This window comes from Parapedobacter soli (assembly GCF_025460835.1).
Taxonomy (GTDB): Bacteria; Bacteroidota; Bacteroidia; order Sphingobacteriales; family Sphingobacteriaceae; genus Parapedobacter; species Parapedobacter soli.
Window position 1 is genome coordinate 59,569 of the sequence record NZ_JAMXAY010000014.1, and the last position, 26,390, is coordinate 85,958.

Genomic DNA, 26,390 nt, shown 5'->3' on the forward strand with positions numbered 1-26,390 from the left:
TTTGCTCAGAAAAAACCGATATCTTACAGGGAAATTTACACATTATGGATCCTCATCGCTTTACTATCGGCATAGAAGAAGAATATATGGTGATGGATCCCATTAGCCGTGAACTCAAATCGCACGATCAGAAAATTGTGGAACTATCGCAGAAGATCCTGAAAGACAGGGTGAAGGCCGAAATGCACCAGGCGGTAGTAGAGGTGGGTACGGATATTTGCAGCAATATTGAAGAGGCGCGCGAAGAGGTACAGTTTCTGCGTGCCACCGTAGCAGCGATTGCGGGCGACCTGGACCTGATTGTGGGGGCTTCTGGTACCCATCCGTTTTCAGAGTGGCAGCGGCAGCTGATCACCGATACGCCGCATTATTTCGAAATCATCAATGAGATGCAGGATGCTGCTCGCTCCAACCTTATTTTCGGGTTGCATGTGCACGTGGGTATGGAGAACCGGCAGATGGCGATACATATTGCCAACTCCGCGCGGTATTTTCTACCCCATATTTTTGCGTTATCCACCAACTCACCCTTCTGGGAGGGTAGAAATACCGGCTTTAAGTCTTTCCGTACGAAGGTGTTCGATAAATTCCCGCGAACGGGCATTCCGGATTATTTCGAGTCTATCGAGGAATACGACAGCTACATCAATCTACTCATCAAAACCAATTGCATTGACAATGCGAAAAAAGTATGGTGGGATCTCCGCGTACACCCATTTTACAACACGATCGAGTTCCGTATCTGCGATGTGTCACTAACCATACAGGAAACCATGGCACTGGCTGCCCTCTTCCAAGCCGTTTGCGTGAAGCTGCATAAACTGCGTTCGCGGAACATGAGTTACATGATTTATAAGCGACCGTTGATAAACGAAAACAAATGGCGGGCTTCCCGTTATGGGTTGGATGGACAGCTGATTGATTTTGGCAAGGAAATGGAAGTCAATACCCGAGTGTTAATTTACGAGTTGCTTGATTTCGTGGACGATGTGGTGGATACCCTGGGAAGTAGGGAGGCAATCAACTTTGTGCCCCGAATTTTGGAAATCGGCACGGGTGCGGACCGCCAGTTGGCCGTTTATGAAGACGCCGGAAACTTGATAGCTGTGGTTGATTTTGTTTGTGATCAATTCCTAGCCTAGCTTTTTATTCCCTCATTTTTATTCTGTTATTATTACCTTTGCCCGATGGACCGACCGGGACGTAATATGCGGATAGCATTACTTGACTTCAATAAAGGGTATCCCAACCAAGGGATAGACAACATACACGATATCCTGCAGCGCTACGCTGCTGAAAAGGGGCTGGAGCTTTATCTCGATGTATTCGATGTACGCCAGCGCCATGAAATACCTGATTTGTCGTATGACGTGTATATCTCGAGCGGTGGCCCGGGCTCACCGCTCGAAGAATCTGCAACCGTTTGGGAAAGCCGTTATTTTAAGTTGATCGGCGACTTGATATCCCATAACAACGTTGCGTTGCCCACCGAACGTAAATTTTCGTTCTTCATCTGCCATGCATTCCAGTTGGCATGCAAATATTTCAAAGTAGGTGCCCTGTGCCGGCGCAAATCCACTGCATTCGGAGTGTTTCCTGTCCACAAAACATTGGCAGGTAAATCCGAGCGGATATTTATGGGGCTACCGGATCCGTTTTATGCAATTGACAGCCGGGAGTGGCAGGTAGTGATGGTTGATAAGACGCGATTGCGTGCATCGGGGATGGAGATTATCGCTATCGAGAAAGAACGCCCGCATGTACCGCTCGAACGGGCCGTAATGGCAATCCGTTTCTCACCGGAGATGATCGGCACGCAATTCCACCCCGAGGCTGATGCTTGCCGGATGCATGACCATTTGTTGGTGCCGGAGCAGAAGCAACGAGTTATCGATCAGCACGGTATAGCCAAGTATGAAGATATGGTCCAGTGCCTGGCCGATCCCATGAAAATCAGACTTACCCAAATGTCGGTGTTGCCCGAATTTCTGGAAGTTGCGCGGCAGGCCCGTATGCAGCGGCAGGAAGCTGTTGTCTGATTAATCGCCTCCCGCCATGATTCCTTTTTTCCGTAATGCGTTTAATGCCGGGTTTTCTAAAAAGAGGTACCAGCGGCTGCTTGCGCTATTGGATGGGCCTTATCCAGGGGCACTCGGCTTCCGCATAGCGGAAACCCCGGTGTTTGTGCCTGGTGAGCTTGCCGAAAAATTGGTTCGTGCATGTGAAGGGATTGTAGATACATTGGTGCGACCCGGTTTCTCTCACCGCAGTGAAGGCGCTATTCCACCGCGCTTCCGTGTACCGGGTAGCGAAGGTCACAGTGACGTGCTGTGTCTCGATTTTGCCATCTGTCTCGACGATGCCGGGCGCCTTATGCCGCAATTGATCGAACTTCAGGGATTCCCTACCATACTCTTCTTCCAGGCGGCTTTGGCGCGTGCCTATAGGCAGTGTTATGATATTCCCTCCGGCTTCGATAACTATTTCAACGGATATACCGAAGAACGCTATGTTCAGCTGTTGAAACGGCTGCTGCTAGGGGGGCACCCACCTGGAAATGTCGTTTTGTTGGAAGTGAAACCCCATGAGCAGAAAACCAGGATGGATTTTTACCTTACCGAGGAAGCCACGGGGATACGGCCGGTATGTATTTCGGAGCTTTTCAGGGAGGGCGATACGTTTCATTATTTCCGGGATGGGCGCAAAATACCAATAAAGCGTATTTATAACCGCGTTATTGCAGACGATTTTGAAGCTCAGAAAGGACAGTTATCCCGTTATGCCGATATCACGGCAACGTCGGATGTGGAATGGGTTCCGCATCCCAACTGGTTTTACCGCATCAGTAAGCATACCCTGCCAAGCCTTGATTCGCCTTATGTGCCCGAAACCCACTTTCTAGGTGAGGTAGGTGTACTCCCCCACGACTTGGAAAACTATGTGTTGAAACCGTTGTATTCCTTTGCGGGCCAAGGCGTGATTGTGGATGTGATGGAAGCTGATATTGCCGCTATCCGCAACCCTATGCAGTGGATTTTGCAGCGTAAGGTAAGCTATGCGCCGGCGGTTGACACACCGACGGGTGGGGCATTTTGTGAGGTACGGATGATTTACTGTTGGGAACGGGAGGCTGAGCGCCCGGTACTGGTCAATAACCTAGTGCGGTTGAGTAAAGGGAAACAGATCGGTGCCCGCTATAACACGGATATGGATTGGGTAGGGGTGGGGATTGGTTTTTTTGAGCAATAAAAAAGTGCCGGGAGTTTATCACCTCCGGCACCTGTTTATCTTGTAGGGTATCTCGCGCGTGTCAGGCGCTCACACCCAACTCTTCAGCCATTGCCTTGCCGATTTCCGCGGGGGATTCAACCACGCGTATACCGCACTCGCGCATGATTTTCATCTTAGCGGCGGCGGTATCTTCCGCCCCCCCTACGATTGCACCTGCGTGCCCCATGCGGCGCCCCGGGGGCGCTGTTTGGCCCGCGATGAATCCGACGACCGGTTTGGTACCGTTTTCTTTGATCCAACGTGCCGCTTCGGCTTCCATACCTCCGCCTATTTCACCAATTACAATGATACCCTCGGTTTCGGGGTCGTTCATCAGCAGCTCCACGGCCTCCTTAGTAGTGGTGCCGATGATCGGGTCGCCTCCGATACCGATTGCTGTGGTAATGCCTAAGCCGGCTTTAACGGTCTGGTATACAGCTTCATAAGTAAGCGTACCCGATTTAGATACGACACCCACGGATCCTTTTTTGAAGATGAAGCCGGGCATGATGCCGATTTTCGCTTCGTCAGCCGTGATGATACCGGGGCAGTTCGGACCAATAAGTCTCGAATTTTTATCACTCAGGTATGACTTTACCTGGATCATATCCTTGGTGGGTATACCTTCGGTAATGCACACGATAACACCGATGCCAGCAGCCGCAGCTTCCATGATTGCATCGGCGGCGAATGCCGGGGGCACGAAAATAATCGATACGTTCGCACCGGTTTTTTCAACGGCCTCTTCGATTGTGTTGAATACTGGCCGCTCAAGGTGTGTCTGCCCACCTTTGCCGGGGGTTACACCTCCAACTACATTTGTGCCGTACTCAATCATTTGCGATGCATGGTAAGTACCTTCGTTACCGGTGAAACCCTGTACGATTACTTTGGAACCCTTATTTACTAATACACTCATTGTTCTGGTTTTTGCACCGCAAACTTAGATAAAATTGCGTTGATATGCAAGATGGGAGAGCGTAAATCGTATAGCAGAAGCTATGTGCGCAAATGTAACTTGGAGTAGAATTCCCACAGTACAATACCCACGGATACCGCGATATTGAGGGAATGCTTGGTGCCCGACTGGGGTATTTCGACGCAGCTGTCTACGCATGCCATCACTTCGCTCGAAACGCCGTGCACTTCATTGCCGAATACCAGTGCGTATTTTCCGTGAGGGGGGAGGTCGATTTGCTGGAGAGGGATGCTACCTACGGCCTGTTCTACCGCGATAATCCGGTAGCCTTCATCGCGGAGGTCTTTTACTGCATCGGCAGCACTGGTTACGTGTCGCCAGGCAACAGACCGCGTAGCGCCGAGCGCTGTTTTTTCAATCTCGCGGTGGGGAGGAGTGCCCGTAATACCACATAAAATGATCTGTTCCAAAGCAAATGCGTCTGACGTGCGGAATGCTGAGCCCACGTTGTGCATACTGCGCACATTATCAAGTATCAGTGCAATGGGCAGCTTCGTCTGGTTTTTGAACGCTTCGATAGACGGACGGTTCAACTCATCCATGGAAAGTTTTATGTGCATATGATTTGTCGTTCTGTTGGTCATATAAAGTTATTCATGCGCGAACATTTTCGCACAGGCAAAGATAAGGAAAGTCGGCGTCTCAAATTTTGCTGCATTTGTTTTGAATATTAAAAAGAAGGTGGTAACTTTGCGGACTGAAAAATTGATAGAAAAATTAGCTCATATAAATGGCAAATCATAAATCATCACTTAAAAGAATCCGTTCAAGCGCTGCGAAGCGTTTGAGGAATCGCTATCAAGCGAAGACTACCCGTAATGCAATCAAGAAATTGCGCAACACCACTGATGCAGCAGCGGCAAAAGAATTGCTGCCACGTGTGGTTTCCATGTTAGACCGTCTGGCTAAGAAAAACGTCATCCACAAGAACAAAGCTTCCAACAACAAGTCGAAGTTGACTAAACTTGTGAACAGCCTGTCATAATAAATACTACAGATACAATAAGTGAAAAGCCGCCCTGCAATCCAGAGCGGCTTTTAATTTTACGCTATCTGCCATTAATGCATTTCTTCTTACCCACCATTCCGCGCCGCTTCCAGCACTTGCCTTAATTTCGCTTGATCGTGCAGATATGGTTCGAGATCAAGCAATTCCACTTTACGGAAATCGATAGGATGGCTTTCGCTCTGTAGGGAGATATACCCGCTTTCCAGTACTTTCCCGTCCTGTTTTACCGCCGGGTCGTAATTCGACACACTGCCGCCGCCGATCTGGGGTTTGTAGTACGTCAATACCGTATCGCCCTCGATGATGTGATGCACTACGGAGTCGGCCAATACCAGGAACTCTGCCGTTACCCATTGGTCGCCATGATATGTCTTTGATGTGGAGTTGGTGCAATGGGGAGTGAACAGCTCACCATCTTTTTCCATGAGCACGTTGGTGCCTGGTGTACACAGGTTGCTGGTAGTCCGTTCGTTGGTGCCATCGCCGCCAAGGAGCTGCCCTTCGATCGATATGGGGAAGTCCTGGTCCTTAAGCATGGTATGTGGGTCTTGTCCATGGAGCATGGCCCCACTGTTGCGCCAAGCCCAGCCCTCACCGCCCGGAGCCTGTTCGCCGACGAAGCGGTATTCTACCCGGAGGAGGTAAGCCGAATAGGGGGTATTATAATGGATATGGCCGTATTGGAAATCGAAGTCGGTATAGCCATCATAGCGGACTTTCATAAGGCCGTCTTCCACGCGGAAGGTGTTGGCATAGTTATCACCCACCTCGTGCTTGGCAATTTTCACGGTCCAGTCGTTGAGGTCCTTACCATTGAAAAGCTGTATCCATTCGGGTGTTGGCGTCTTGGTCGACTGCTCCGCGTTGGTACAGGCACCTACCATGGTTGCCAGCGTAGCAGCGATCATAAGCGTTGTTTTCATAACCTTAAATAAAATGTAAAATAAACAATTTGTTAGACGCGATGAAGATACTAATAAATCACAGATCCCATAGCGTTCCTTTTTATTTCCTGCGATTATCGTTTACGTATTACGGCAACTTTGCCTAAGTTTGTCTCGCGATAAAATTGATCAGGATTTTTGTGACCTCTTATACGAAACAAACAATGCCCTACGGAAGGATAAAAGCAGAAACATTATTTGATAAGGTAACCACTGCCGAGCAGGCCGCGCAGCTCTTTGAAGACGGCATGGTGGTGGGTGCCAGCGGGTTTACTAAAGCCGGAGACAGTAAAGTGGTGCTCGATGCATTGGCCAAATGGGCCGAGCATGAAGATATGAAAATCACGTTGATGACCGGGGCCTCCCTCGGCCACGGTACTGATGGTAAGCTCACCCGTGCTGGGGTGTTGGCCAAACGGATGCCTTTTCAGGTAGACCGTATGCTGCGCCAGGCAATCAATGGCGGGGAAGTGCTATTTATCGACCAACACCTCAGTGAAAGTGCGGAGTTGCTACACAACCAATGCTTGCCGCCGGTGGATATTGCGGTAATCGAGATTGCACTCATCGAGCAGGATGGTAGTATCGTGCCCACCACATCGGTGGGTAATTCCGTGACATTCGCTGCGCTGGCCAAGAAAGTCATCCTTGAAATCAATACCAAAGTGCCCGAATCCATATTTGGCTTGCATGATATCTTCCAACCTGAAAACTATCCGCACCGTAATGTTATCCCAATCGTTGCTCCTGAGAATCGTATCGGGAGGCGTTCGATACCTCTTGATATCAATAAGATTGAAGCGATTGTGTTTACCGATATCCAGGATAGCCCGGCGGATATTTCCCCTCCTGATGAAAAAACAATAGCCATTGCCCAGCACCTGCTCCACTTTTTTGAAGCCGAAGTGAAGAAAGGGCATCTCACCGATCGGTTGCTTCCCATACAGGCAGGTATCGGAAAGGTAGCCAATGCTGTACTATCGGGCTTTCAGGATAGTAATTTTTATGATTTGCGGATGTTTTCGGAAGTGTTGCAAGACAGCACCTTCGACCTGTTGGATAGCGGTAAAATGAGCTTTGCCTCGGCCTCGTCGATCACTGTTTCGGCGGCATGTTATGAACGTGTATTCAATAATTTGCAAAAGTATAAGGACCGGGTGGTGCTGCGTCCGCAGAATATCAGCAATACACCCGGTTTGATCCGCCGCTTGGGGGTGATTGCTATCAACACGGCAATCGAATTCGATATCTACGGGAATGTAAACTCCACCCATATCGGTGGTACCAATATCATGAATGGAATCGGTGGTTCGGGCGACTTCGCACGGAATGCGTACCTGAGTATATTTGTCACTAAATCTGCTTCCAAAAACGACACCATCTCGCATGTCTTGCCTATGGTATCGCATGTAGACCATACCGAGCATGACGTGGATATCTTGGTTACTGATGTGGGGTTGGCCGACCTAAGGGGCCTCGCTCCCCGGGAGCGGGCACCGGTCATCATCAATAACTGTGTGCACCCCGATTACCGCAAGGCGTTGCAATCGTATTTCGACCGTGCTTGCGCACAGCGGGGCGGCCATACGCCGCACATCCTCGAAGAAGCATTCAGCTGGCATATCCGCCATCGGGAAACGGGAAGTATGAAGTGAGCGGTCGTGGGATGAAGGTGGGTTGATTGGTTATTTGAAATTTCTCCCCTTGTGGAAAACGCGGCCGGCTTGCTGCGGTCTGCCGGGTGCCAGTGTGCTGAGCAGCCCGGTGAGGTCAAAGCATTGCGTAGCCACCACATGGACTACTTCTCCTTCTATCTGCAGCTTGCCCTGTACCATGAACAGCCGTGCCTGCAATATGGCTTTGCGGTATTTTTCAAAAAGATTGCCCCACACCACGACATTGGCAAAGCCGGTTTCATCTTCGATCGTGACGAACAACACGCCCTTGGCCGTGCCGGGTCGCTGCCGCACCGTTACCAATCCGCACACCTTTACCGGCATGCCGTCTTCCAGTGTGTTCAGTCTGCCCGTAGGTACTACGTGCAGCAAGTCCAGTTTTTCCCGTACAAAACTGACCGGGTGTGCTTTGAGTGAAAGGGAGGTGTTTGCATAATCATGCAGCACATGTTCTCCAGGTGTCATCAGTGGTAATTCGATTTGGGGTTCCACCGTGCTTTCCGAGGGTTGCCCGTCGAACAGGGCAATGGGTCTGTCGGCCACGGCGGCGACCTCCCAGAGGGCCTGCCTGCGGTCGAGGCCCAGGGATCGTAAAGCATCGGCATCGGCCAGTCTTTCAAGTGTGGCGTGGGACACCCCGGCGCGGCATAGTGCCGGAATGTCGGCGTATGTTCCCGGGCGCCTGGCTACCAGTATATGGGCCTCTGCTTCATCCATCCCCTTGATCTGGCGGAAGCCCAAGCGGAGTGCGTGGCGGGTGCCGGGCCTGCCTTCGAGGGTATGGTCCCAATGGGAGTGGTTTACATCTACCGGGAGCACGGTGACCCCATGTTTCCGGGCATCGGCAACGATCTGTGCAGGTTGGTAGAATCCCATGGGCTGGCTATTGAGCAGGGCAGCGGCAAATACATCGGGGTAGAAGCATTTTATCCACGAGGAGATATAAACCAATAAGGCGAAGGAAGCAGCATGGCTTTCGGGGAAACCGTAACTCCCGAAGCCTTCCAGCTGCCGGAACACGCGGGTAGCAAATTCGGTTGTGTAGCCCCGACTAACCATGCCCTCCACCATTTTTTTATGGAAGCGGCTTACCTCACCCTTCGCTTTGAACGTGGCCATGCTGCGCCGCAGTTCGTCGGCTTCGTCGGCAGAAAACCCTGCGGCTACCATGGCAATTTCCATGGCCTGTTCTTGGAATAGCGGTACGCCCAACGTCCGCTTCAAGATGCCTTCTATTTCTTCCGAAGGGTAGTCGATGGCCTCCGTTTTATTGCGGCGCCGTAGGTAGGGGTGCACCATATCACCCTGTATCGGACCGGGTCGCACGATGGCTACCTCGATGACCAGGTCGTAAAAGTTTTTCGGGCGCAGGCGTGGCAGCATGGACATCTGTGCCCGGCTTTCGATCTGGAATACACCCAACGTATCGGCGCGGCTGATCATCTCGTAGACTGCGTTCTCCTCTTGCGGCACGGTTGCCAGGGTGAGGGGACGGTTGTAATGTGCTGCTAACAGATCGAAGGCCTTGTGGATACAGGTGAGCATACCCAATCCCAGTACATCGACCTTCAGGAAGCCCAGTGCTTCGAGGTCGTCTTTGTTCCATTCAAGGCACGTGCGCCCTTCCATGCGGGCGTTGAGTATCGGACAGAGCTCATGCAGTGCACCCTGTGTGATGACGAACCCGCCTGTATGTTGCCCCAGTTGGCGGGGAAAGCCGATGTATTGATGGGTGATAGCTATCACTTTTTGCAAATGGGGATCGTTGTGGTTAAATCCGTGTTCGGCCAGCCGCTCCATGTCGATATGGTTGTCCCAATGGCTGCCGATCACTCCCGCAAGGCGGTCTACGGCGTCCAATGACAAGCCCATGGCTTTGGCAACATCGCGGACGGCACCTTTGGTGCGCACTTGGGTCACGGTGGCCACGATAGCTGCCCGGTGGCGCCCATATTTGCTGTAGATGTATTGGATAACCTCTTCGCGCCGCTCGTGTTCGAAATCCACATCGATATCCGGCGGTTCATTGCGAGCCTCAGACATGAACCGGGCGAAGAGCAATTTGACTTCGGCGGGGTTGACGGAAGTGATTTCAAGGCAGTAGCATACCACAGAGTTGGCCGCGGAGCCACGTCCTTGGCAAAGGATATTCTGCTTGCGTGCAAAATGGACATAATCGTATACGGTTAGGAAATAAGATGCGTAATTTTTACGCTCGATGAATTGGAGTTCGTTGGAGATGGTCTCCCGGATGGTTTCCGGGATGTTGTCGCCGAACCGCCTTTGTGCACCCTGCCATACCAGGAGTTCCAGTTCCTGCTGCGGGGTACGCCCTTCTGTGGTGAGCTCTTCGGGATAAATATATTGCAGTTCGTCGAGTGAGAATTGGCACGCCCGGGCGATGACCTCCGTGTTACGGATGGCCTGTGGGTATTGCAGGAAAAGACGTTCCATCTCGGCCACTGGTTTGAGGTATCGCTCCGCGTGCTGGTGCAGGCGGTACCCTGCGGTTTGGATCGTGCATTTTTCGCGGATACAGGTAAGTACATCCTGCAGCTCGCGGCGTCCCGGTTCATGATAGTGGATGTCGCCCAGGGCCACCAACGGGATATCCAACCATTCAGAAAGCTGGTTTAGCCGGAATAGCTTCTTGGCGTCGTCGCCCAGGTAATCACGGGTGGCCCCCAAGTAAAGTGCGCCGTCAAAAGCTTTCCGGTAAGCCTCTACATGTTTTATATAGCCAGGGTCGAGTTCGAATGCAGGGGTTAGTTTATTAGGAGGCAGGACAATGAATACCATCCCTTTCCTGTGTTCATAAACATCTTTTCTGTATAAGTGGCATTTCCCTTTTTCTGCACGGATATTGCCTTTGGTGAGCAGGGTGGAGAGTTGCCCATAGGCGTCTTTATCTGTGGGGTAAGCCAGCAGGCTGGGGCCATCCATAAGGTCCAGCCGGCAAGCGGGAATGAAACGTATGCCATGTTTCTTGGCGGCCACGTGTGCCCGTACCAGTCCGGCGAAGCTATTTCGGTCGGTAATAGCTATGGCTGTATAACCTAATGCGGCTGCCTGTTCAACCAGTTCCTCGGGGTGGGAAGCACCACGGAGGAAACTGAAATTCGATGTAGCCTGTAATTCCGTGTATTCCATTGCTTCATGCAAAAAAACCATGGATAAACCATTGCTGTGGCTGGCTATCTTCGGAATGCCCCAATCTGAATAACCAATAGCGCCGCCCTTGGTCGTCTTCCACACAATAATAATCCCGGTGTTCGCCGCTGTCCAGCCACCATGCCCGTTCGATCCGCTCGGGGCCATCCGCTTTTTTTATGTGGTGCCGCTCGCCACGGTATTGGAATACCATGGGGGGATAGTCTGGGATGGGGGCCATTACGTCAACGGGTTCGGGCTTGGCCAGCATACGGATGGGCCGTGGTTTGTCATCAAGCCACTCGGAAGTGGGTTTTTCGGTGGGGGTGCTTGCCGGTTTGAACGAACGCTCGGGCCAGTAATTTTCTTCCGGAAGAAAACGGCTTACGGTGCATATACCGGCTTTTCCTGCCAGCTTGTCGAGCAGTTGGGCAATGGCAAGGTCTTCCGATTCTGGCGTACCCTCCCATAATGTTCCCTGTGGGAGGTTCAGGTCTTCCACTGCTGTGGCTTTCAGTACGAAGAGCTCGATTCCCAAAGCAGGCTCTAGCTGGGGTATTTTCAATGAAAACAGGTTAAGGATGTGCTTCATGTAGGCGGTGGGCCGGTTGGTACCGATGGTTGCCTGTATAATCTTCCCGTCTACCCGATAGCCTACCAAGGTGGCTTTTCGTAGCCCCTTGCCGGCCCTTGCCAGCCGGCTGCATAGAGGCTCCACTAATTTCTCCAGCGCTATCTCAATACCTGTAGCCGTACGGATAGGGTCGAGGCAGGGTAACCGTTCTTCGTAAAGGGGAGGGGGGTGAAGGGGCTGTAAGGCCTCGTCTTCGTGGCCCAGCGCTTGCCGCAAACGGCACGCCAAATGGTTGCCGAACCGTCTGCGCAATACCGATGGCGGCATATCCATAAAGCTGCCGATGGTGCGTAATCCCAGCTTATGAAGCCGTTGTACTGTGATGCCGTCTATGCGCAGGGCGGCGGGCGGAAGTGGTGAGAGGGCATCCCGTTGGGTGCCACTTTTTATGATGGTGGAGGATTGGCCATAATGTGCTGCAGCCCATGCCGCCCCGATGGTATCGGCCAGGGCGGCCTGCACGTGGTAGCCATTGTTTTGTAACCTGGTGATGATGGTATTTAAATAAGCTGTTTCCCCACCCCATAGGTGGGCGCAGCCACTACTGTCGAATATGAGTCCATCAGGATGGTCGGGGGCGACAATAGGTGTGTAGCACATACATCTTACTCCTAACCGGTTAAGTAGTTTTTCCTGTATGCCCGGTTTATCTTCAACAACCAGCAGATCGGGCATAAAGGCTTTGGCATCGGCAGTGGCCATACCGGTATGCACACCCTGTGCCGTTGCCAGTGGATTGGCAGCGGTGATGCGCATGCGGCCATGTTGGGGTGCTGCGAGCACAAACGGGATTGGCTTCAATGCGGGTTGGCGGATGGTAAGCCTGTCGGTCATCAAGTACCTGAACCATATCGATACATACCGTTTTTGCATTTCCATCATCCGATTTTCTGATTTCTCATGGCCCATAAAGTACTGGTGGTGTATTGGCTGACAGGGTGGAATTGCCCGGAAAACCATTCTACCTGCCAGCTACTGGGATTGCCGTTGCGTACTTTCAAAAGCTCGACGTTCCATCGGGGGAAGCCTACCCCCGGCATACCCGGTTCCAATTGGCTCGGTAGGTGGTTTATTTGCCACCGGGCGGCGCAGGCGGTGGAGCCCACTTGTACAGGCTTGCCACGGAGGATAAAGCCAGTGACTTTACTTTTTTCGGCGGCCAGTTGAAGCCGTCTGGACCGGATAAAGTCCAATTCGGACAGTTCGGCCACAACGGCGGCGAGCCCGGTGCACTTCAGGGCCTCTTCCATGGCCCAAAGTATTTCCCGTTCGCGCCTTACGGTAATGAAAATCACCCGATCTGGCGTTATGCCAAAGTTTTTTAATGCAGGGGGGTAGAGCATCCTCGGCAGGCCGATCCATAAACAGGTGCCTTGCTGCCGCATCAGAAGGCTTAAGATACCACTGATAAAGCCACTTGATGCTGAAGCCTGTTCTATGGTGGTGCCGACAAACTCATGGATACAGCCCGTAGGAAAAATACCGTTGGGGAAGGCTTTCTCGATCTGCCCGAGGCCGATTTGCTCTGTGGGGGTTTGGGGCAGCACAAATCCCTGCCATCGCAAAATATCCGTTTGCAATTGGTTGATGATAGCTCGTTTCCTGTTGGATAGTGAAACCATATATCTTTTGTATTAACATAGCAAAGTTAATACTAATATTATTAGTATGGAAGTAAATCTTTATTAAGTGGTTTTATTTGTGAAGTAGCGGTAGGCGAACAGGAAGATTCGTAGTGGAGAGAAAATAAAAATAAAAAAATCACAAAAAAATTAGGAGTTTATTAAAAATCTCTTAAATTTGCGGTCATTCATGTGTGCAGCCATTTGCGTAGCGCCCTGCACCCCATGCAGGGCCACGCATTTGGTATTTTTATTTGCCGTTAGTTTTCCTCTTTTTCCTTTCCTGCCGTTATACGATACCCTTTCTGTTCGCATCGAATTTGAGCATGATAAAGAGCAGGATGGTAAAGCTCCATAAGGAGGAGCCGCCATAACTGATGAAGGGGAGGGGTATGCCGATAATAGGTACGATACCGATGGTCATGCCGATATTGATGGCAAAGTGGAAAAACAGGATACTCGCTACGCCATAGGCATATATGCGTGCAAAAGCGGTACGTTGCCGCTCGGCGATATTCACAATGCGTAACAGCAGGGTAAGGTAAATACCGATCACCACCATAGACCCCACAAAGCCCCATTCTTCTCCCACGGTGCAGAAAATGAAATCCGTGCTCTGCTCGGGGACGAAATTATATTTCGTTTGTGTACCCTGCAGGTAGCCCTTACCCCAGAACTGGCCAGACCCAATGGCGATCATCGATTGGTTTAGGTTGTATCCTTCTCCGCGGGGGTCGTCTATTTTTCCCAAAATCACATCGATGCGGTTGCGCTGGTGGGATTGTAATACATTTTCATAGACAAACTCCACACAGAGTACATATACTGCAGCTATTGCGAAAATAGCAGCCAGGGAGGTTATGATTTTCCGTTTTTTCCGGAAATAGTAAATCCCCAATCCAACGGTCATGGCAACTCCCGCTATAACGATCCATTGGTTGAACGCCAAGGTGAGTACGAATAGCATGATAGCTAGCGCACCGAACAGCATCCATGGCCCTGAGATATAGCCTTCGCGGTAAAATACAAATACCAATGCGAAGAAAGCGAGCGCTGAGCCTGTGTCTGGTTGGAGGAGGACAAGGGCCACCGGTAAAGCGACGACAGTTATGCCACCGATCAAGGTTTTGAGATTGGGTGTTTTCGTACTATGTGCACTCAGGTACCGGGCCAGCAGCAAGCAGGTAGCCAGTTTGGCAAATTCGGAGGGCTGTAACCTGAAGCTGCCAATGGGGATCCATGCCTGGTTTCCCCCCACATTGCGCCCTATGATAAGCACGGCAATCAGCAGCAATATGGTAATAGCGTACAAGATGGGAGAGAAAGAGCTGTAGAACTTGGCATCGACAATGAGTATGACAATAGCGATCAGCATTGCCGAAAAAATATAAATAGATTGCTTGCCATAGTTTGTTTCCAGACTGAAGAGCCCTGGATGCTGGGGGTCGAACACAGCTGCATGGATATTGAACCACCCGATGATACATAGCAGGAACCACAGCAATACGGTGAACCAGTCTACATTACCGCCAAAGAACCTATTTCGGTGCATACTATTCATACCTGCTAGCTATCATGCTATGGTGAACGAATATGGATTCTTCTTCCGGGTCTTTCCTTGGTTCGGTTGGTCGTTTGGGTGCTGCCTTTACGGATTCGGCCGGCTTTTGCGGGTCCTGTTTCGGTAAAAGGTCAGCGTTATAAATCCGGTCTTGGATGTATTTGGGTAGCGTGATGGTGTCTTTGAGGTATTGCTCCACGAGCATACTGGCGATGGGACCTGCCCATACTCCGCCATAGCCTGCATTTTCGACCACTACAGCAATAGCGATTTTGGGGTTATCGCGCGGAGCGAAAGCAAAAAATACCGCGTGGTCGGCTCCGTGCGGGTTTTGGGCAGTACCTGTTTTCCCACACATCTCGATATCTGCAATCCGTACGGAATACCCTGTTCCACCCGGTACGTTCACCGCACGGCTGAGCCCTTCTACCACGGGTTCATAATACTTTGCATCTACTCCGGCAGAAATCTTTTCGGTAAATTCCGGTTTGACGATTTTCTTCTCACCGATGGCTTTGATCAGGTGCGGCCGGTAGTAGAAGCCCCGGTTGGCCACGATGGCCATGATATTGGCCATTTGCAGGGGGGTGATACCCATCTCGCCCTGGCCGATGGATAGGGATATGTTATAACCGGATCCCCAGCGTGCGTTTCCGTAGCGTTTGGTGTAATAATCTGCCGTAGGCAGGAGGCCATCCTGCTCACCCGGCAAGTCGATCCCGAGCGGCTGGCCGATGCCGAACTTCATGGTGGCCTCGCGCCACAATGTATAGGATTCGGGTGACGGCAGGTTACGGTGGTCGATCATGCGGGCGTATGTATAGCCGAAATAGGTGTTGCACGATCGTTGGATGGCGGTAACCAATGGGATAGAACCATCCACGTGTGTGCAGCGCATGATGGCCCGGCCGCCGCCATAGCGGTATCCGCCGGGGCAGTTGAAAACGGTGCTGGCTTCGATGACACCGGCCTGCTGGGCGGTTAGGGCACTGACCACCTTGAATACCGAGCCCGGGGGATACTGGGCCTGGATGGGACGGATGAACATCGGTTTATAGGGGTCGTACAGTAATTTCATGTAGTTGTTGCCCCGTTCGCGCCCCACCATCATGTTGGGGTCGTAGCTGGGACTGCTCACGAATGTCAGGATTTCGCCGGTAGCCGGTTCAATAGCTACCACACTTCCTATTTTGTTGCGCATCAACTTCTCGGCAAGGATCTGCAGGTCTTTATCCAGCGAAGATACCAAGCCGTCGCCGGCTACGGCCAAGGTGTCGTATTTGCCATCCGCAAATGAACCCTGGGGTCGGTTAAACGCATCGACCATCACGTTTTTCACACCGCGTTGGCCTCTCAGGAGCTCCTCGTAGGCCCGCTCCACGCCACTTGCTCCTATATAATCCCCCGGTCGGTAGAAACCATTGGATCGTTCGATATCGCGGTCGTTCACTTCTTGTATATACCCGAGGAATTGGGCAGCGATGCTGTCGGGATAACTGCGCACCGTCCGGTTTTGTACGTAAAACCCACGGAATTTGTATAAGTGCTCCTGTAGTGTGGCATAGGCAGCCGCGGGTATCTGTTTCTCAAACGGAGATGCTTTGTATGGCGAGTAATCGCGGGCGGTTTTCATCCGCTTTAGAAATCCTTCGTGGTCGATGCCCACAAGTTCACAGAGCAACGCTGTGTCGAGGTCCCTGACCTCGCGCGGTGTTACGAGAAGGTCGTATACCGGCTCGTTCTGCACGAGAACCTGCCCGTTGCGATCGAGGATGACGCCACGGGCCGGATAAATGACCATCTTACGCAAGACGTTGTTATTTGCCGACAGCAGGTAGCTTTCATCTATCAGTTGCAGATAAAACAGCCGTGTAGCAATAATGACGGCCACAACGATGAATATACCCTGTATGATGTATTTTCGTTCAAAAAACGCGTTCATTTATGTGGATATGCCTCGGCGGCTATTTTGCTTTAACGTTGTTTTTTCCGGTAAAAAAGCAGACTAAACAATAAAATGATAACGACGGTAAATATACAACTTAAAAAGATACGGGTGATGGTGTAATGGAAATGATGGAATGTGAACGTTTCCAGCATGAACAATACGGAGTGGTGGAACAAGGTAGTTAAAGAAACATACAGGAAATACCACCGGAAGGGTACCGTTCCTAAAAGCGGTGTCATGTAGTTTTCATGCTGGTCTGATTGCAGGGTAATCCGTATAAAGAGGATACGCCCCCAAGCCAGGGCCGCGCATGCAGCGGCATTGACACCCAACGTATCGTAGAATGCATCGACTGTGATACCGGTGAGGAAAGCAAGGCAATAGAGTACAAAATTAGGTATGCCCACCGGCAGCAGTAAAACAAACAGTATATAGGGGAAAGGGGTGGCCAAATTGTAATACCCCATGTTTTTGAATAGGAATACCTGTAGCGCCACAAGTACGCAAAAACGGATGGTGTTATACAAGAAAACCTTAGCCATCGTTTTCGCTTTGAGATTCCAACATTTCCTTTTCGTCGGTGAGTATGTCCACCACAATGTATACCTGTTTCAGGTTATGGAACTGCGTGCTGAGCTTGACGCGGATATCCAGGAAGCTATCGCCTCCTGCAATGCCCGTCTGTATCACGTTGCCTACGGGTATCCCCTGCGGGAACAACGAGAACCCCGATGTAAATACCCGCTCGCCTTCCCGCACTTTCACATGGTTGGGGATATCCTTGAGTATACCCAATTGGGCATCGTAATTGTCGCCCCACATCAATGATCCAAACGCTCCGCTGTCTTCCAAAGCGGCGCTGACACGCGTTTCGCTATGGAGTAACGACTGCACGGTGGCGAAATGCTCCGAAACGTTCAGCACGATCCCCACAATGCCATTGGAGGTGATTACCCCCATGCCTTTTTTGACACCATGTTTACGCCCTTTGTCCAGGGTGATGTAATTGTTTTTTTGGTGGATGCTGTTGTTGGTCACCTTGGCTACCACGTAACGGTATCGTATGTTTCCCATACTATCCGTAACGGCGCCGCCCACGATGCTGTCGGGGGCTGCCAGGAGCTGCAATCGTTCACGTAGACCCGCATTCTCCTCGGCAAGTTGTGTATTCACCTCCCGGAGGTTGAGGTAGCTCTGCCATGCGTTGATACGTGCATAGGCCGAGCCGATGAATTCGTTGGATGAATTGACGGCCGATGCACGTTGGAATGAGTTGTTCTGGACGACTAAGTATACAGCATAGCCAAAGAAAATCACAAAAAAGAAGAAGGCATTATACTTATTGAGAATGAGCCAGAGGTTCTTCATTCATATCTGCTTTTTTGTTTTTATCATTTGCTTTCTGCCCCGTAAACCACGGGTGGCAATTGGCGAACGGCTGCTTATCTGCTTATTGCATCAAAAACTTGAATGTACCGATGTTTTTCAAGGCGATGCCCGTTCCCCGCACAACAGCCCTCAAGGGGTCTTCAGCCACGTGTACCGGAAGCTTGGTCTTTGCTTGGATCCGCTTGTCGAGTCCACGCAATAGCGCACCGCCCCCTGTGAGGTAAATACCTGTTTGGTAAATATCTGCGGAAAGCTCCGGTGGGGTGATTTCCAGCGCTTTCAGGATTGCCTCCTCGATTTTGGAGATAGACTTATCCAAGCAATGGGCAATCTCGGTATAAGATACGGTAATCTGCTTGGGTACTCCCGTCATCAAATCGCGGCCCTGCACAGCAAAATCAGCTGGCGGCTCCTGCAGCTCGGGGAGCGCGGAGCCCACTTCGATTTTTATTTTCTCCGCTGTCCGGTCGCCAATCATGATGTTGTGCTGCCGGCGGATATACTGCACGATATCCGAATCGAAATTATCCCCGGCTACCCGTATCGACTGGTCGCACACGATGCCCGACAGCGCGATAACCGCGATTTCCGTGGTGCCGCCACCGATATCGATGACCATGTTGCCCATGGGCTCTTCCACGTCAATGCCGATACCCACGGCGGCAGCCATGGGTTCATGCACCAGATAGACCTCTTTGGCCCCGGCTATCTCGGCTGAATCACGGACGGCCCGCTTTTCCACTTCAGTGATCCCGGAGGGGATACAGATAACCATGCGCAATGATGGGAAAAACCAGCCTTTACCGTTGTTCACCATCTTTATCATCCCACGGATCATGTGTTCGGCAGCATTGAAATCGGCAATGACACCATCTTTCAGTGGCCTCACCGTCCGGATATTATCGTGCGTTTTCCCTTCCATCTGCATGGCCTGGCGCCCTATGGCGATGACCTTGTTGGTGGTGCGGTCGAACGCCACGATAGACGGCTCGTCTACCACCACTTTATCATTATGGATAATGAGCGTGTTTGCCGTACCCAAATCAATAGCAACTTCTTGTGTAAACCAGTTAAATAAGCCCATCCGGCAAAATATGATAAGATTTTCAAATAATGTGCAAACCTACCAAAAAAACTGATAACTTTAACCACAATATCCGATTTATATCCGATTTGTATTAGACTATTAATCTGTTGTCCCAGCGATGATGAAAACCATATTGACCTTTGCCATTTTGATGCTTTTGGGTGGCTGCGTGTATAGCCAGGATTTTGCATTCGGTTCACTTAATCCGGAAGACCTTAAGCTTGCTAAGAATGACTTGGACAGCTTTTCAAATGCTGCCGTGCTGAACGAGTATGGGAGAGCCTTTATGGTTTATGACGATACGAAAGGCTACACCGAATTGATTGTGGACTACCATGCGCGGATCAAAGTCTTCAATAGCGACGGCTACCGCCATGCGACGGTTGTGATACCGGCTTATAAAGATGAGAGCGGGGAACGTGTCGATGTGATCTCGGAGGTGAAAGCCGTGACCATCAATGTGACCGATGGACGCATCGTAACGGTGCCATTAGACCAAAGCCAATTGTACAAAGAAGAGGTCAGCAGGTACCGTACGGATACGAAATTTACCTTTCCCGATCTGCGGGAAGGGAGCATCATTGAGTATAGCTATCGGTTGCGGTCGCCCCATATCTTCAATTTCCACACGTGGAACCTGCAAGATGACATCCCGAAAATCAACAGCTTGTTTGAAGCGACAATACCGGGGATGTATACCTACAACGTCACGTTACGGGGACCTTATCCACTGGCCGTACAAGATGCGAAGCTGAGCCGCGGAGCCTTTCGGATTGCAGGCCGTGATATTGATTGCTCCCATATGACCTATGGGATGAGCAATATACCTGCATTTGTATCTGAAGATTATATGACGGCTCCAAGTAATTTTAAATCAGCTATTTATTTTGAGTTGTCCGATGTTTATAGGCTTAATGGCACCAATATTAAGATTACCAAGGAGTGGAAGAATGTAGACCGCGAGTTGGTGAGCCATGCGGACTTTGGTGGCCAGATGAAGCGCGACAATGTATTCAAGTCTATCCTGCCTACAATCGTCACTGACACCATGGACGACCTCGGCAAAGCCCAAGCTATTTACCGTTATATCCAGCAACATATCAGATGGAACCGGTACCTCGGCAAGTACAGTGAACTGAATATCAAAAATGCGCTTGAACGCGGGTCGGGGAACATCGGCGACATCAACCTTGCCCTGATTGCCGGACTGCGTGCCGCGGGTTTGGATGGAGAGGCCGTTATCCTTTCTACGCGTGATAATGGCGTGGTAAACGATGTACACCCGGTGCTCAGCGATTTCAATTATGTAGTTGCCAAGGTCAATATCGGCGATACGTACTATCTATTGGATGCATCAGATCCCTTATTGCCGTTCGGTTTGCTGCCTTTGCACTGTATCAATGGCAAGGCACGCGTCATCAACCTGAAAGCCCCTTCGTATTGGATTGTCCCGGAATCATCACAGAAATCGACAACCCAATATATGTTGAAGGCCAAGCTGGACGCCGATGGTGTATTGCGCGGCCGGCTGACGACCAACAGCTATGGTTATGCAGCATGGCGTAAACGCAAGGAGCTTGCCAATTACAATACACTTGAGGAATATATTGAATACCGCGATGAGAAGCTTACTGCTTTCCAGGTTGAGGCGGGTGAAATCCTCGGGGCTGAAGAGTTGGATAAGCCATTCGTGGAACATTATGATATCACGGTGCGATTATACGATAGCCTACAGCGGGAAGACTTGTTTTTTAATCCATTTTTTATCAACCGGGTCAACAAAAACCCGTTTAACCTGGATGAGCGTACGTACCCTGTGGATTTGGGGGCGGCGATGGAAGAGCGGGTATTGATGACCATCGAGCTCCCTGCCGATTACGAGTTGGTTTCCAAGCCGGATGATTACAACTTAGTATTGGAAAACCGGGGCGGCCGGTACCTTACACAAACCGGTGTGGATAATAATGTACTGACGTTTTCGCAATTACTGGCGCTGAACCACCCTACCTATCCGCCGGAGAGTTACTTCGCGCTAAAAGAATTTTTCAGCCGGATCATCCAGCAGGAAAAAATCGATATGGTCTTGCGAAAGAAGGAGGGGCAATGAAAGCGGTAACGTTAATGGTGCTGGCGGTACTGGGTAGCCTGAGGCCGGCAGCTGCGCAACCGGATTATGCGGTTGCACATATTCCTGCCGCGTTGAAGAGCCGGGCCGATGCTGTGGTACGCTATGAGGAAATCGTGGTCGATATGCTTTCACCGACCAACGTGCGCTATCGTGTGGATCGTGCGGTCACCGTTTTCAATCCTTCGGGCGAAGAACGGGCGCGGTTGGTGATCCATTACGACAAGGCGACTGCTATAAAGCAGATTTCGGGGAGTGTATATGACGAGATGGGGTTCCAGTTGCGTAAATTTACCAAACGCGACTGCCGCGATGAGAGTGCGGTAAGCAATTTCTCCTTGTACGAAGACAGTCGGGTAAAGCATTTCCTTCCGGCGATGGCGGGCTATCCCTATACGGTGGCCTACAGTTACGAGGTGGTGCTGAAACAGAACCTGATTATCCCCGCATGGCGCCCCGAAGCCTACTGGGATGTGGCCGTGCAGCGTAGCCAATACACGTTTATCTGTGCGGAAGCTGATGAGGTAAGGATAAGCGCCACGAATTACGACGGCGAGCCGGTGCGTCGGTTAGATAAAGGGCGAAGGGCCCTCACCTGGGCTGTGGATAATCTGCCGGCGCGGCGTTATGAGCCTTATAGCCCCGATCCGGAAACTTATAAGCCAATGGTTAGGATAGCGCCTGTGCATTTCGATTATTATAAACATCGCGGACAGTATTCCAACTGGGAGGAACTCGGCAACTGGATGTCTGGTGCACTGCTCTCGGAGGGAACAGCGCTTCCCGCAAAAACAGTAGCGGAAGTAAAGGCGCTGGTGGGCGGGTTGGCAGGCGATCGGGAAAAGGCGGCGGAACTTTACCGCTACATGCAACGTAAAACCCGCTACGTGAGCGTGCAGATCGGCATCGGTGGCTTCAGGCCGACGGCGGCGGCGGTGGTAGAGGGGCTTGGCTATGGCGACTGCAAGGGGCTGGTCAATTACATGCGTGCGCTGCTGGCGGTGGTAGATATCCCTTCCTATTATTGTGTAGTGGAGGCTGGCAACGCGAAGCGCGACATCCGGGCTGATTTTGCCAGTATGGACCAGGGGAACCACGTAATCCTGTGCGTGCCGTTTGATCAGGACACGGTTTGGTTGGAATGCACCAGCCAGCGGCTGCCGTTCGGCTTTCTGGGGTCGTTTACGGACGATCGGACTGTTTGGGCCTGTATGCCCGAAGGAGGCAGGCTACTGCGGACACCGGCCTACGCTGCGCCTGTAAGTACGCAGGAACGGCATGCTGACCTGCAACTGGCTGAGGATGGCACCCTGTCTGGCCACATGCGTACCATCTTCTCGGGTGGGCAGTATGATAACCACCTCGATATTGCTGAAAGCAGCGGTACCGGGCAAGTGAAGTTGTTGAAGGCTGCTTATGATGTTGACCACATCGGCTTTGAGCATATCGATTACCAGAAACAGGAGGGTGATTCCCCTACACTCGCAGAAAGCTTGGATATCACGATGCCACGTTATGCTCCGTCAAGTGGCAACCAGGCATTTCTATTGCCCAATATTTTTAATAAACAGTTTAGCATGCCTAATTTAAACAATAGAAAACAAGATGTTTATGTGAACAGGGGATATACCGATGAAGATCACTTTACCTATACACTGCCGACAGGTTATACCGTGGTGGGTGGGCCGTGGGATATTACGCTAAATAGTCCTTTCGGCTGCTATGAACTCACGATGGAGCAGGAGGGTGACCAGCTTTCTTATCGGCGGCGACTGGTGTTGAAAGGGGGTACTTATCCGGCCGAGCGTTATGCGGAATTGTGTAAATTCATCAACGACGTCAGCGTGTTTGACCATCGCAAGGTGGTATTTACTAAAAAATAACGTAGCTATTCGACCAGCACACCAATGTAGAAGTTGAACGTGTCTACCTCCAGGTTGTCGCGCGTAAGTCCCGTGATGCCGACGGGCGTAAATTGCCGCTTGGGTTGGATAAACTGATAGGTGCCTCCTTTGGTGCGCGCGCGTACCGGCATGTCGAAATCCTGCGCGTCGGCAATCCAGCGGCAGAATGCCCTGCCATCTTCCGAGAACGTAAATTCGAGGGTGGGGATGCTGGCGTGGCGTACGTATTGCGCATACAGTTGTGACAGGTTTTTCCCCGATTGTTCACTGATGTAGTTTACGATATCGCCGTAGTCTACCGTGCTATGGTAGAACTTTCGGTTGAGGCCCCTCAGTATCTGCCGCCACTTCTCGTCATCATCGATGATGGTTCGTACCATGTTGTGCAACACTCCGCCTTTGTTGTACATGTCGACTGAGCCTTCATTATTCACGTGATAGTGGCCAATCATGGGTGCTAGGTTCTGGATGCTACGGCGGTTGCCGTGTATGTATTCCTGGCCTGCACGTTTGCCGAAATGGTATTCGATATACAGCGATTCGGAGTAGTTTGTGAAACTCTCATGTATCCACATATCGGCCAAATCGTTAGACGTTATACTGTTGCCAAACCATTCGTGCCCGGATTCGTGGATGATGATGAAGTCCCATTTTTCGCCCCAGCCCGTATCCGATCCGTCGCGGCCTAAGTAGCCGTTTTGGTATTTGTTTCCGTAGGCAATAGCACTCTGGTGTTCCATGCCTAGATGGGCAGTTTCGACCAGCTTATACCCGTCGTCATAGAATGGATAAGGACCGAACCAATGTTCGAATGCCCGGAGCATTGGCTTGACATTGGCGGCGAAGTGCGGTTTAGCCTTGCTTTCATTTTCGCGCAGCACCCAATAATCTAGATCGAGTATACCCTTTTCGCCATGGAATGTATCGGCGAAATGTACATAGTCGCCGATGTTGGCGGCAATGTTGTAGTTGTTTATCGGGTTGCTCACAAACCAATTGAAGCGGGTGTAACCATCACCGAGGTCTTCGCTGCCCCGGAACCTGCCGTTAGATACGTTGGTTAATCCGTTGGGAACGCTGATGCTGATGAGCATGCTGTCCACTTCGTCCGACTGGTGGTCTTTATTGGGCCACCAAACGCTGGCACCGAGGCCCTGGCAGGCGGTGGCAATCCAGTGTTTCCCGTTGCTATCTTTCTTGAAATCGAATCCGCCATCCCATGGCGCCCGTTTGGCCTGTAGGGGATAGCCCGAGTAGAACACCGTAAACGAATCTGATTGGCCCGCGTTCATGACCTTCGGAAAATCGATAAAGACGGCGTTGTACTCCCGGGTGAAGGGCAATTGTTGCCCACGGTACACGATGCTATCGATACGAAGGTTATCAAATAGGTCAACTTGCAGGCGATTGAAATCGTTTACGGCCGTAAATGCAAACAAATTGGAGCCTGCGATGTGTCGCCTATCGGGGTCTATGCGCACATCGAGATGGTAATAGTTGACGTCATAACACGTACGCAATGGCGTGAGCCGGCCACGCAGTGAGTCGGCCCGGCTAAATAGCTCGCGGGCTTTGAGTAGTTGGGCGTGGCTATCTGCAGCCGCAGTAATCAATAAGATAAGTACGATTAGGTGCCTCATTTTTAAGTTACTGACCAGTTTCTGTCCGTATTTGTTCAATATCGGCCACCGTTTTAGCCAACGGCTTGCCCAGTATACGGTGGCCGTTTGCGGTGATGAGTACATCATCCTCTACGCGGATACCCCCGAAATCCCTGAATGTTTCGACCTTACTATAATCAATGAATTGGGTAAGTTTGTTTTCCGCTTTCCATAGATCTATGAGTTCGGGTATGAAGTACAGGCCTGGCTCCACTGTAAGTACGTAGCCGGCTTCCAGCTGCTTACCCAGACGGAGCGATTTGAGGCCGAAGGTGCCGGTGTCTTTACGCAGGGTGTCGCTGTAGCCTACGTATTGTTCGCCGAGGTCTTCCATATCGTGTACATCGAGTCCCATCATGTGCCCGGTACCACATTGAAAGAATAGGGTGTGTGCCCCTGCAGCCACGGCTTCGTCGGTGTCGCCACGCATCAGACCCAACGATTTAAGCCCATCGGTAAGCATTCGGCACGCGTGGAGGTGGATGTCGAGGTAACGGACGCCGGGTTTTAATGCAGCTGTTGCCGATTCCAACGCATTCAACACGATATCATAAACCTCTTTTTGCAGCGGTGTGAATGTTTTTCCAGCGGGAAAGGTGCGTGTGAGATCGCCTGCGTAACCCATCGCTGTTTCTGCTCCCGAGTCGTTGAGTACCAGGTCGCCCTCCTGCAGCACATTTCCATGGTAGTGGTTGTGTAATACCTCACCGCGCACGGAGAGGATGGTGGGGTAGGCGAGGGCTCCGCCAGCCTGCTGCGCCACTTGCTGTATCGCTGCTGCTATATGTTGCTCGGTCATACCCGGCTTTGCTAGCCGCATTGCAGTAAGGTGCATCTCCACGCTGGTATTTACCGCCCGTTCAATTTCGGCGACTTCTTCTTCCGATTTGACGGAACGTTGCGCTACGACAGCTTTGATAAGTTCCACAGACGCAGCTCCCGTAAGCTGTTCGATGGGAATCCCGGTTAGCTGCGTCAACTTGATGAGGTTGGCATGCCTGTAAGGAGGCAGAAAGTGAACGGGACGGCCGTTGTCCATCGCTTCCAAAAGGGTTGCAGCTAGCCTTTTTGTCGGCTGCGTTTCCGAAACACCGGCTTTGGCCGCTTTTTCCTTCAGCGTTTCCAGTCGGCCCATCCAGATGATATCATCGATTGTCATTTCATCGCCGAAAATGGTGGCGGTGTTTTCGTCGATGTCTATAATGGCTGCCAGTCCCGGCGTGGCGATGCCAAAATAGTAGAGGAAGGTACTGTCTTGCCGGAAAGGGTAGGTGTTATCCCTGAAATTGATAGAGGCTTCGCCGTTGCCCATCAGTAGAATAATTCCGTTGGAAACGTTCTCCTGCAGCGCCCTCCTACGCGAGCGGTAGGTTTGTGTGCTAAACATCATGGGTATAAAGGTACTAAAAAGCTGGATGTCGTCTAACCGTT

The 26,390-nt window shown here is 51.2% G+C and carries 20 protein-coding genes; 7 read left to right on the plus strand and 13 right to left on the minus strand.

What is annotated here, in order from left to right; translation table 11 throughout:
- The first annotated feature begins 44 nt into the window (after positions 1–44).
- Genes NGM62_RS08380 through NGM62_RS08390 form a run of 3 tightly spaced genes read left to right on the plus strand, consistent with a single transcriptional unit; the run spans position 45 to position 3,249 of the window.
- Complete coding sequence (locus NGM62_RS08380; RefSeq protein ID WP_262247076.1) at positions 45–1,142, plus strand: carboxylate-amine ligase; 1,098 nt, start codon at positions 45–47, stop codon at positions 1,140–1,142.
- A 45-nt stretch (positions 1,143–1,187) separates the two neighbouring features.
- The gene (locus NGM62_RS08385) at positions 1,188–2,039 is read left to right on the plus strand and encodes a type 1 glutamine amidotransferase (protein WP_262247077.1); all 852 of its coding nucleotides are present in this window, start codon (positions 1,188–1,190) and stop codon (positions 2,037–2,039) included.
- Between the two features lie 16 nt (positions 2,040–2,055).
- Complete coding sequence (locus NGM62_RS08390; protein ID WP_262247078.1) at positions 2,056–3,249, plus strand: hypothetical protein; 1,194 nt, start codon at positions 2,056–2,058, stop codon at positions 3,247–3,249.
- A 61-nt stretch (positions 3,250–3,310) separates the two neighbouring features.
- On the opposite strand, the gene sucD is transcribed toward NGM62_RS08390, so the two are convergent.
- A complete protein-coding gene (gene sucD, locus NGM62_RS08395; protein ID WP_262247079.1) occupies positions 3,311–4,189 on the minus strand; it encodes a succinate--CoA ligase subunit alpha in 879 nt (292 codons plus the stop codon).
- Between the two features lie 80 nt (positions 4,190–4,269).
- The gene (locus NGM62_RS08400) at positions 4,270–4,809 is read right to left on the minus strand and encodes an RNA methyltransferase (protein ID WP_262247086.1); all 540 of its coding nucleotides are present in this window, start codon (positions 4,807–4,809) and stop codon (positions 4,270–4,272) included.
- 170 nt (positions 4,810–4,979) lie between these two features.
- On the opposite strand from NGM62_RS08400, the gene rpsT reads away from it, so the two are divergent.
- The gene (rpsT, locus tag NGM62_RS08405) at positions 4,980–5,234 is read left to right on the plus strand and encodes a 30S ribosomal protein S20 (RefSeq protein ID WP_262247088.1); all 255 of its coding nucleotides are present in this window, start codon (positions 4,980–4,982) and stop codon (positions 5,232–5,234) included.
- Positions 5,235–5,323: 89 nt separating this feature from the next.
- Here rpsT and NGM62_RS08410 read toward each other — a convergent pair whose 3' ends face one another.
- Complete coding sequence (locus NGM62_RS08410) at positions 5,324–6,181, minus strand: 3-keto-disaccharide hydrolase (protein ID WP_262247090.1); 858 nt, start codon at positions 6,179–6,181, stop codon at positions 5,324–5,326.
- Between the two features lie 185 nt (positions 6,182–6,366).
- On the opposite strand from NGM62_RS08410, the gene NGM62_RS08415 reads away from it, so the two are divergent.
- Positions 6,367–7,857, plus strand: a complete 1,491-nt coding sequence (locus NGM62_RS08415; protein WP_262247092.1) for a succinate CoA transferase — start codon at positions 6,367–6,369, stop codon at positions 7,855–7,857.
- 30 nt (positions 7,858–7,887) lie between these two features.
- Here NGM62_RS08415 and NGM62_RS08420 read toward each other — a convergent pair whose 3' ends face one another.
- The 8 genes from NGM62_RS08420 to NGM62_RS08455 form a co-directional block, all read right to left on the minus strand.
- The gene (locus NGM62_RS08420) at positions 7,888–11,049 is read right to left on the minus strand and encodes an error-prone DNA polymerase (RefSeq protein WP_315975859.1); all 3,162 of its coding nucleotides are present in this window, start codon (positions 11,047–11,049) and stop codon (positions 7,888–7,890) included.
- Entirely contained in the window at positions 11,033–12,544 is a 1,512-nt protein-coding gene (locus tag NGM62_RS08425) for a Y-family DNA polymerase (protein WP_315975858.1), read from the minus strand. Before NGM62_RS08425 ends, NGM62_RS08420 begins: the two co-directional genes overlap by 17 nt.
- Entirely contained in the window at positions 12,541–13,284 is a 744-nt protein-coding gene (locus NGM62_RS08430; protein ID WP_262247093.1) for an ImuA family protein, read from the minus strand. The genes NGM62_RS08425 and NGM62_RS08430 overlap by 4 nt, the downstream gene beginning before the upstream one ends.
- Before the next feature lie 289 nt (positions 13,285–13,573).
- A complete protein-coding gene (gene rodA, locus NGM62_RS08435) occupies positions 13,574–14,845 on the minus strand; it encodes a rod shape-determining protein RodA (RefSeq protein WP_262247094.1) in 1,272 nt (423 codons plus the stop codon).
- Positions 14,838–16,787: a penicillin-binding protein 2 gene (mrdA, locus tag NGM62_RS08440; RefSeq protein WP_262247096.1), complete on the minus strand. Its 1,950-nt coding sequence runs from the start codon at positions 16,785–16,787 to the stop codon at positions 14,838–14,840. The genes rodA and mrdA overlap by 8 nt, the downstream gene beginning before the upstream one ends.
- Positions 16,788–16,819: 32 nt before the next feature.
- Entirely contained in the window at positions 16,820–17,335 is a 516-nt protein-coding gene (locus NGM62_RS08445; protein WP_262247098.1) for a rod shape-determining protein MreD, read from the minus strand.
- Entirely contained in the window at positions 17,328–18,161 is an 834-nt protein-coding gene (mreC, locus tag NGM62_RS08450; RefSeq protein WP_262247100.1) for a rod shape-determining protein MreC, read from the minus strand. Before mreC ends, NGM62_RS08445 begins: the two co-directional genes overlap by 8 nt.
- Before the next feature lie 82 nt (positions 18,162–18,243).
- On the minus strand, positions 18,244–19,266 hold the full coding sequence (locus NGM62_RS08455) for a rod shape-determining protein (RefSeq protein WP_262247102.1): 1,023 nt from the start codon (positions 19,264–19,266) through the stop codon (positions 18,244–18,246).
- 121 nt (positions 19,267–19,387) lie between these two features.
- Between NGM62_RS08455 and NGM62_RS08460 the strand changes: the two genes are divergently transcribed.
- The gene (locus tag NGM62_RS08460; RefSeq protein ID WP_262247104.1) at positions 19,388–21,376 is read left to right on the plus strand and encodes a DUF3857 domain-containing protein; all 1,989 of its coding nucleotides are present in this window, start codon (positions 19,388–19,390) and stop codon (positions 21,374–21,376) included.
- Positions 21,373–23,277 carry a DUF3857 domain-containing protein gene (locus tag NGM62_RS08465; protein ID WP_262247106.1) on the plus strand — a complete coding sequence of 635 codons (1,905 nt, stop codon included), beginning with the start codon at positions 21,373–21,375 and terminating at the stop codon, positions 23,275–23,277. Before NGM62_RS08460 ends, NGM62_RS08465 begins: the two co-directional genes overlap by 4 nt.
- A gap of 5 nt (positions 23,278–23,282) precedes the next feature.
- On the opposite strand, the gene NGM62_RS08470 is transcribed toward NGM62_RS08465, so the two are convergent.
- Both NGM62_RS08470 and NGM62_RS08475 read right to left on the minus strand, forming a co-directional pair.
- Positions 23,283–24,938: a M1 family metallopeptidase gene (locus NGM62_RS08470; RefSeq protein ID WP_262247107.1), complete on the minus strand. Its 1,656-nt coding sequence runs from the start codon at positions 24,936–24,938 to the stop codon at positions 23,283–23,285.
- A gap of 7 nt (positions 24,939–24,945) precedes the next feature.
- Positions 24,946–26,349 (minus strand): aminopeptidase P family protein, encoded by a 1,404-nt coding sequence (locus tag NGM62_RS08475; RefSeq protein WP_262247109.1) that lies wholly within the window; start codon positions 26,347–26,349, stop codon positions 24,946–24,948.
- Positions 26,350–26,390: the final 41 nt, after the last annotated feature.

Excerpts from the sequence above, each read along its gene's own strand:
- NGM62_RS08380 (WP_262247076.1), top strand. The coding sequence starts at position 45 with ATGGATCCTCATCGCTTTACTATCGGCATAGAAGAAGAATATATGGTG.
- NGM62_RS08385 (WP_262247077.1), top strand. The coding sequence starts at position 1,188 with ATGGACCGACCGGGACGTAATATGCGGATAGCATTACTTGACTTCAAT.
- NGM62_RS08390 (WP_262247078.1), top strand. The coding sequence starts at position 2,056 with ATGATTCCTTTTTTCCGTAATGCGTTTAATGCCGGGTTTTCTAAAAAG.
- sucD (WP_262247079.1), bottom strand. The coding sequence starts at position 4,189 with ATGAGTGTATTAGTAAATAAGGGTTCCAAAGTAATCGTACAGGGTTTC.
- NGM62_RS08400 (WP_262247086.1), bottom strand. The coding sequence starts at position 4,809 with ATGCACATAAAACTTTCCATGGATGAGTTGAACCGTCCGTCTATCGAA.
- rpsT (WP_262247088.1), top strand. The coding sequence starts at position 4,980 with ATGGCAAATCATAAATCATCACTTAAAAGAATCCGTTCAAGCGCTGCG.
- NGM62_RS08410 (WP_262247090.1), bottom strand. The coding sequence starts at position 6,181 with ATGAAAACAACGCTTATGATCGCTGCTACGCTGGCAACCATGGTAGGT.
- NGM62_RS08415 (WP_262247092.1), top strand. The coding sequence starts at position 6,367 with ATGCCCTACGGAAGGATAAAAGCAGAAACATTATTTGATAAGGTAACC.
- NGM62_RS08420 (WP_315975859.1), bottom strand. The coding sequence starts at position 11,049 with ATGGTTTTTTTGCATGAAGCAATGGAATACACGGAATTACAGGCTACA.
- NGM62_RS08425 (WP_315975858.1), bottom strand. The coding sequence starts at position 12,544 with ATGATGGAAATGCAAAAACGGTATGTATCGATATGGTTCAGGTACTTG.
- NGM62_RS08430 (WP_262247093.1), bottom strand. The coding sequence starts at position 13,284 with ATGGTTTCACTATCCAACAGGAAACGAGCTATCATCAACCAATTGCAA.
- rodA (WP_262247094.1), bottom strand. The coding sequence starts at position 14,845 with ATGAATAGTATGCACCGAAATAGGTTCTTTGGCGGTAATGTAGACTGG.
- mrdA (WP_262247096.1), bottom strand. The coding sequence starts at position 16,787 with ATGAACGCGTTTTTTGAACGAAAATACATCATACAGGGTATATTCATC.
- NGM62_RS08445 (WP_262247098.1), bottom strand. The coding sequence starts at position 17,335 with ATGGCTAAGGTTTTCTTGTATAACACCATCCGTTTTTGCGTACTTGTG.
- mreC (WP_262247100.1), bottom strand. The coding sequence starts at position 18,161 with ATGAAGAACCTCTGGCTCATTCTCAATAAGTATAATGCCTTCTTCTTT.
- NGM62_RS08455 (WP_262247102.1), bottom strand. The coding sequence starts at position 19,266 with ATGGGCTTATTTAACTGGTTTACACAAGAAGTTGCTATTGATTTGGGT.
- NGM62_RS08460 (WP_262247104.1), top strand. The coding sequence starts at position 19,388 with ATGATGAAAACCATATTGACCTTTGCCATTTTGATGCTTTTGGGTGGC.
- NGM62_RS08465 (WP_262247106.1), top strand. The coding sequence starts at position 21,373 with ATGAAAGCGGTAACGTTAATGGTGCTGGCGGTACTGGGTAGCCTGAGG.
- NGM62_RS08470 (WP_262247107.1), bottom strand. The coding sequence starts at position 24,938 with ATGAGGCACCTAATCGTACTTATCTTATTGATTACTGCGGCTGCAGAT.
- NGM62_RS08475 (WP_262247109.1), bottom strand. The coding sequence starts at position 26,349 with ATGATGTTTAGCACACAAACCTACCGCTCGCGTAGGAGGGCGCTGCAG.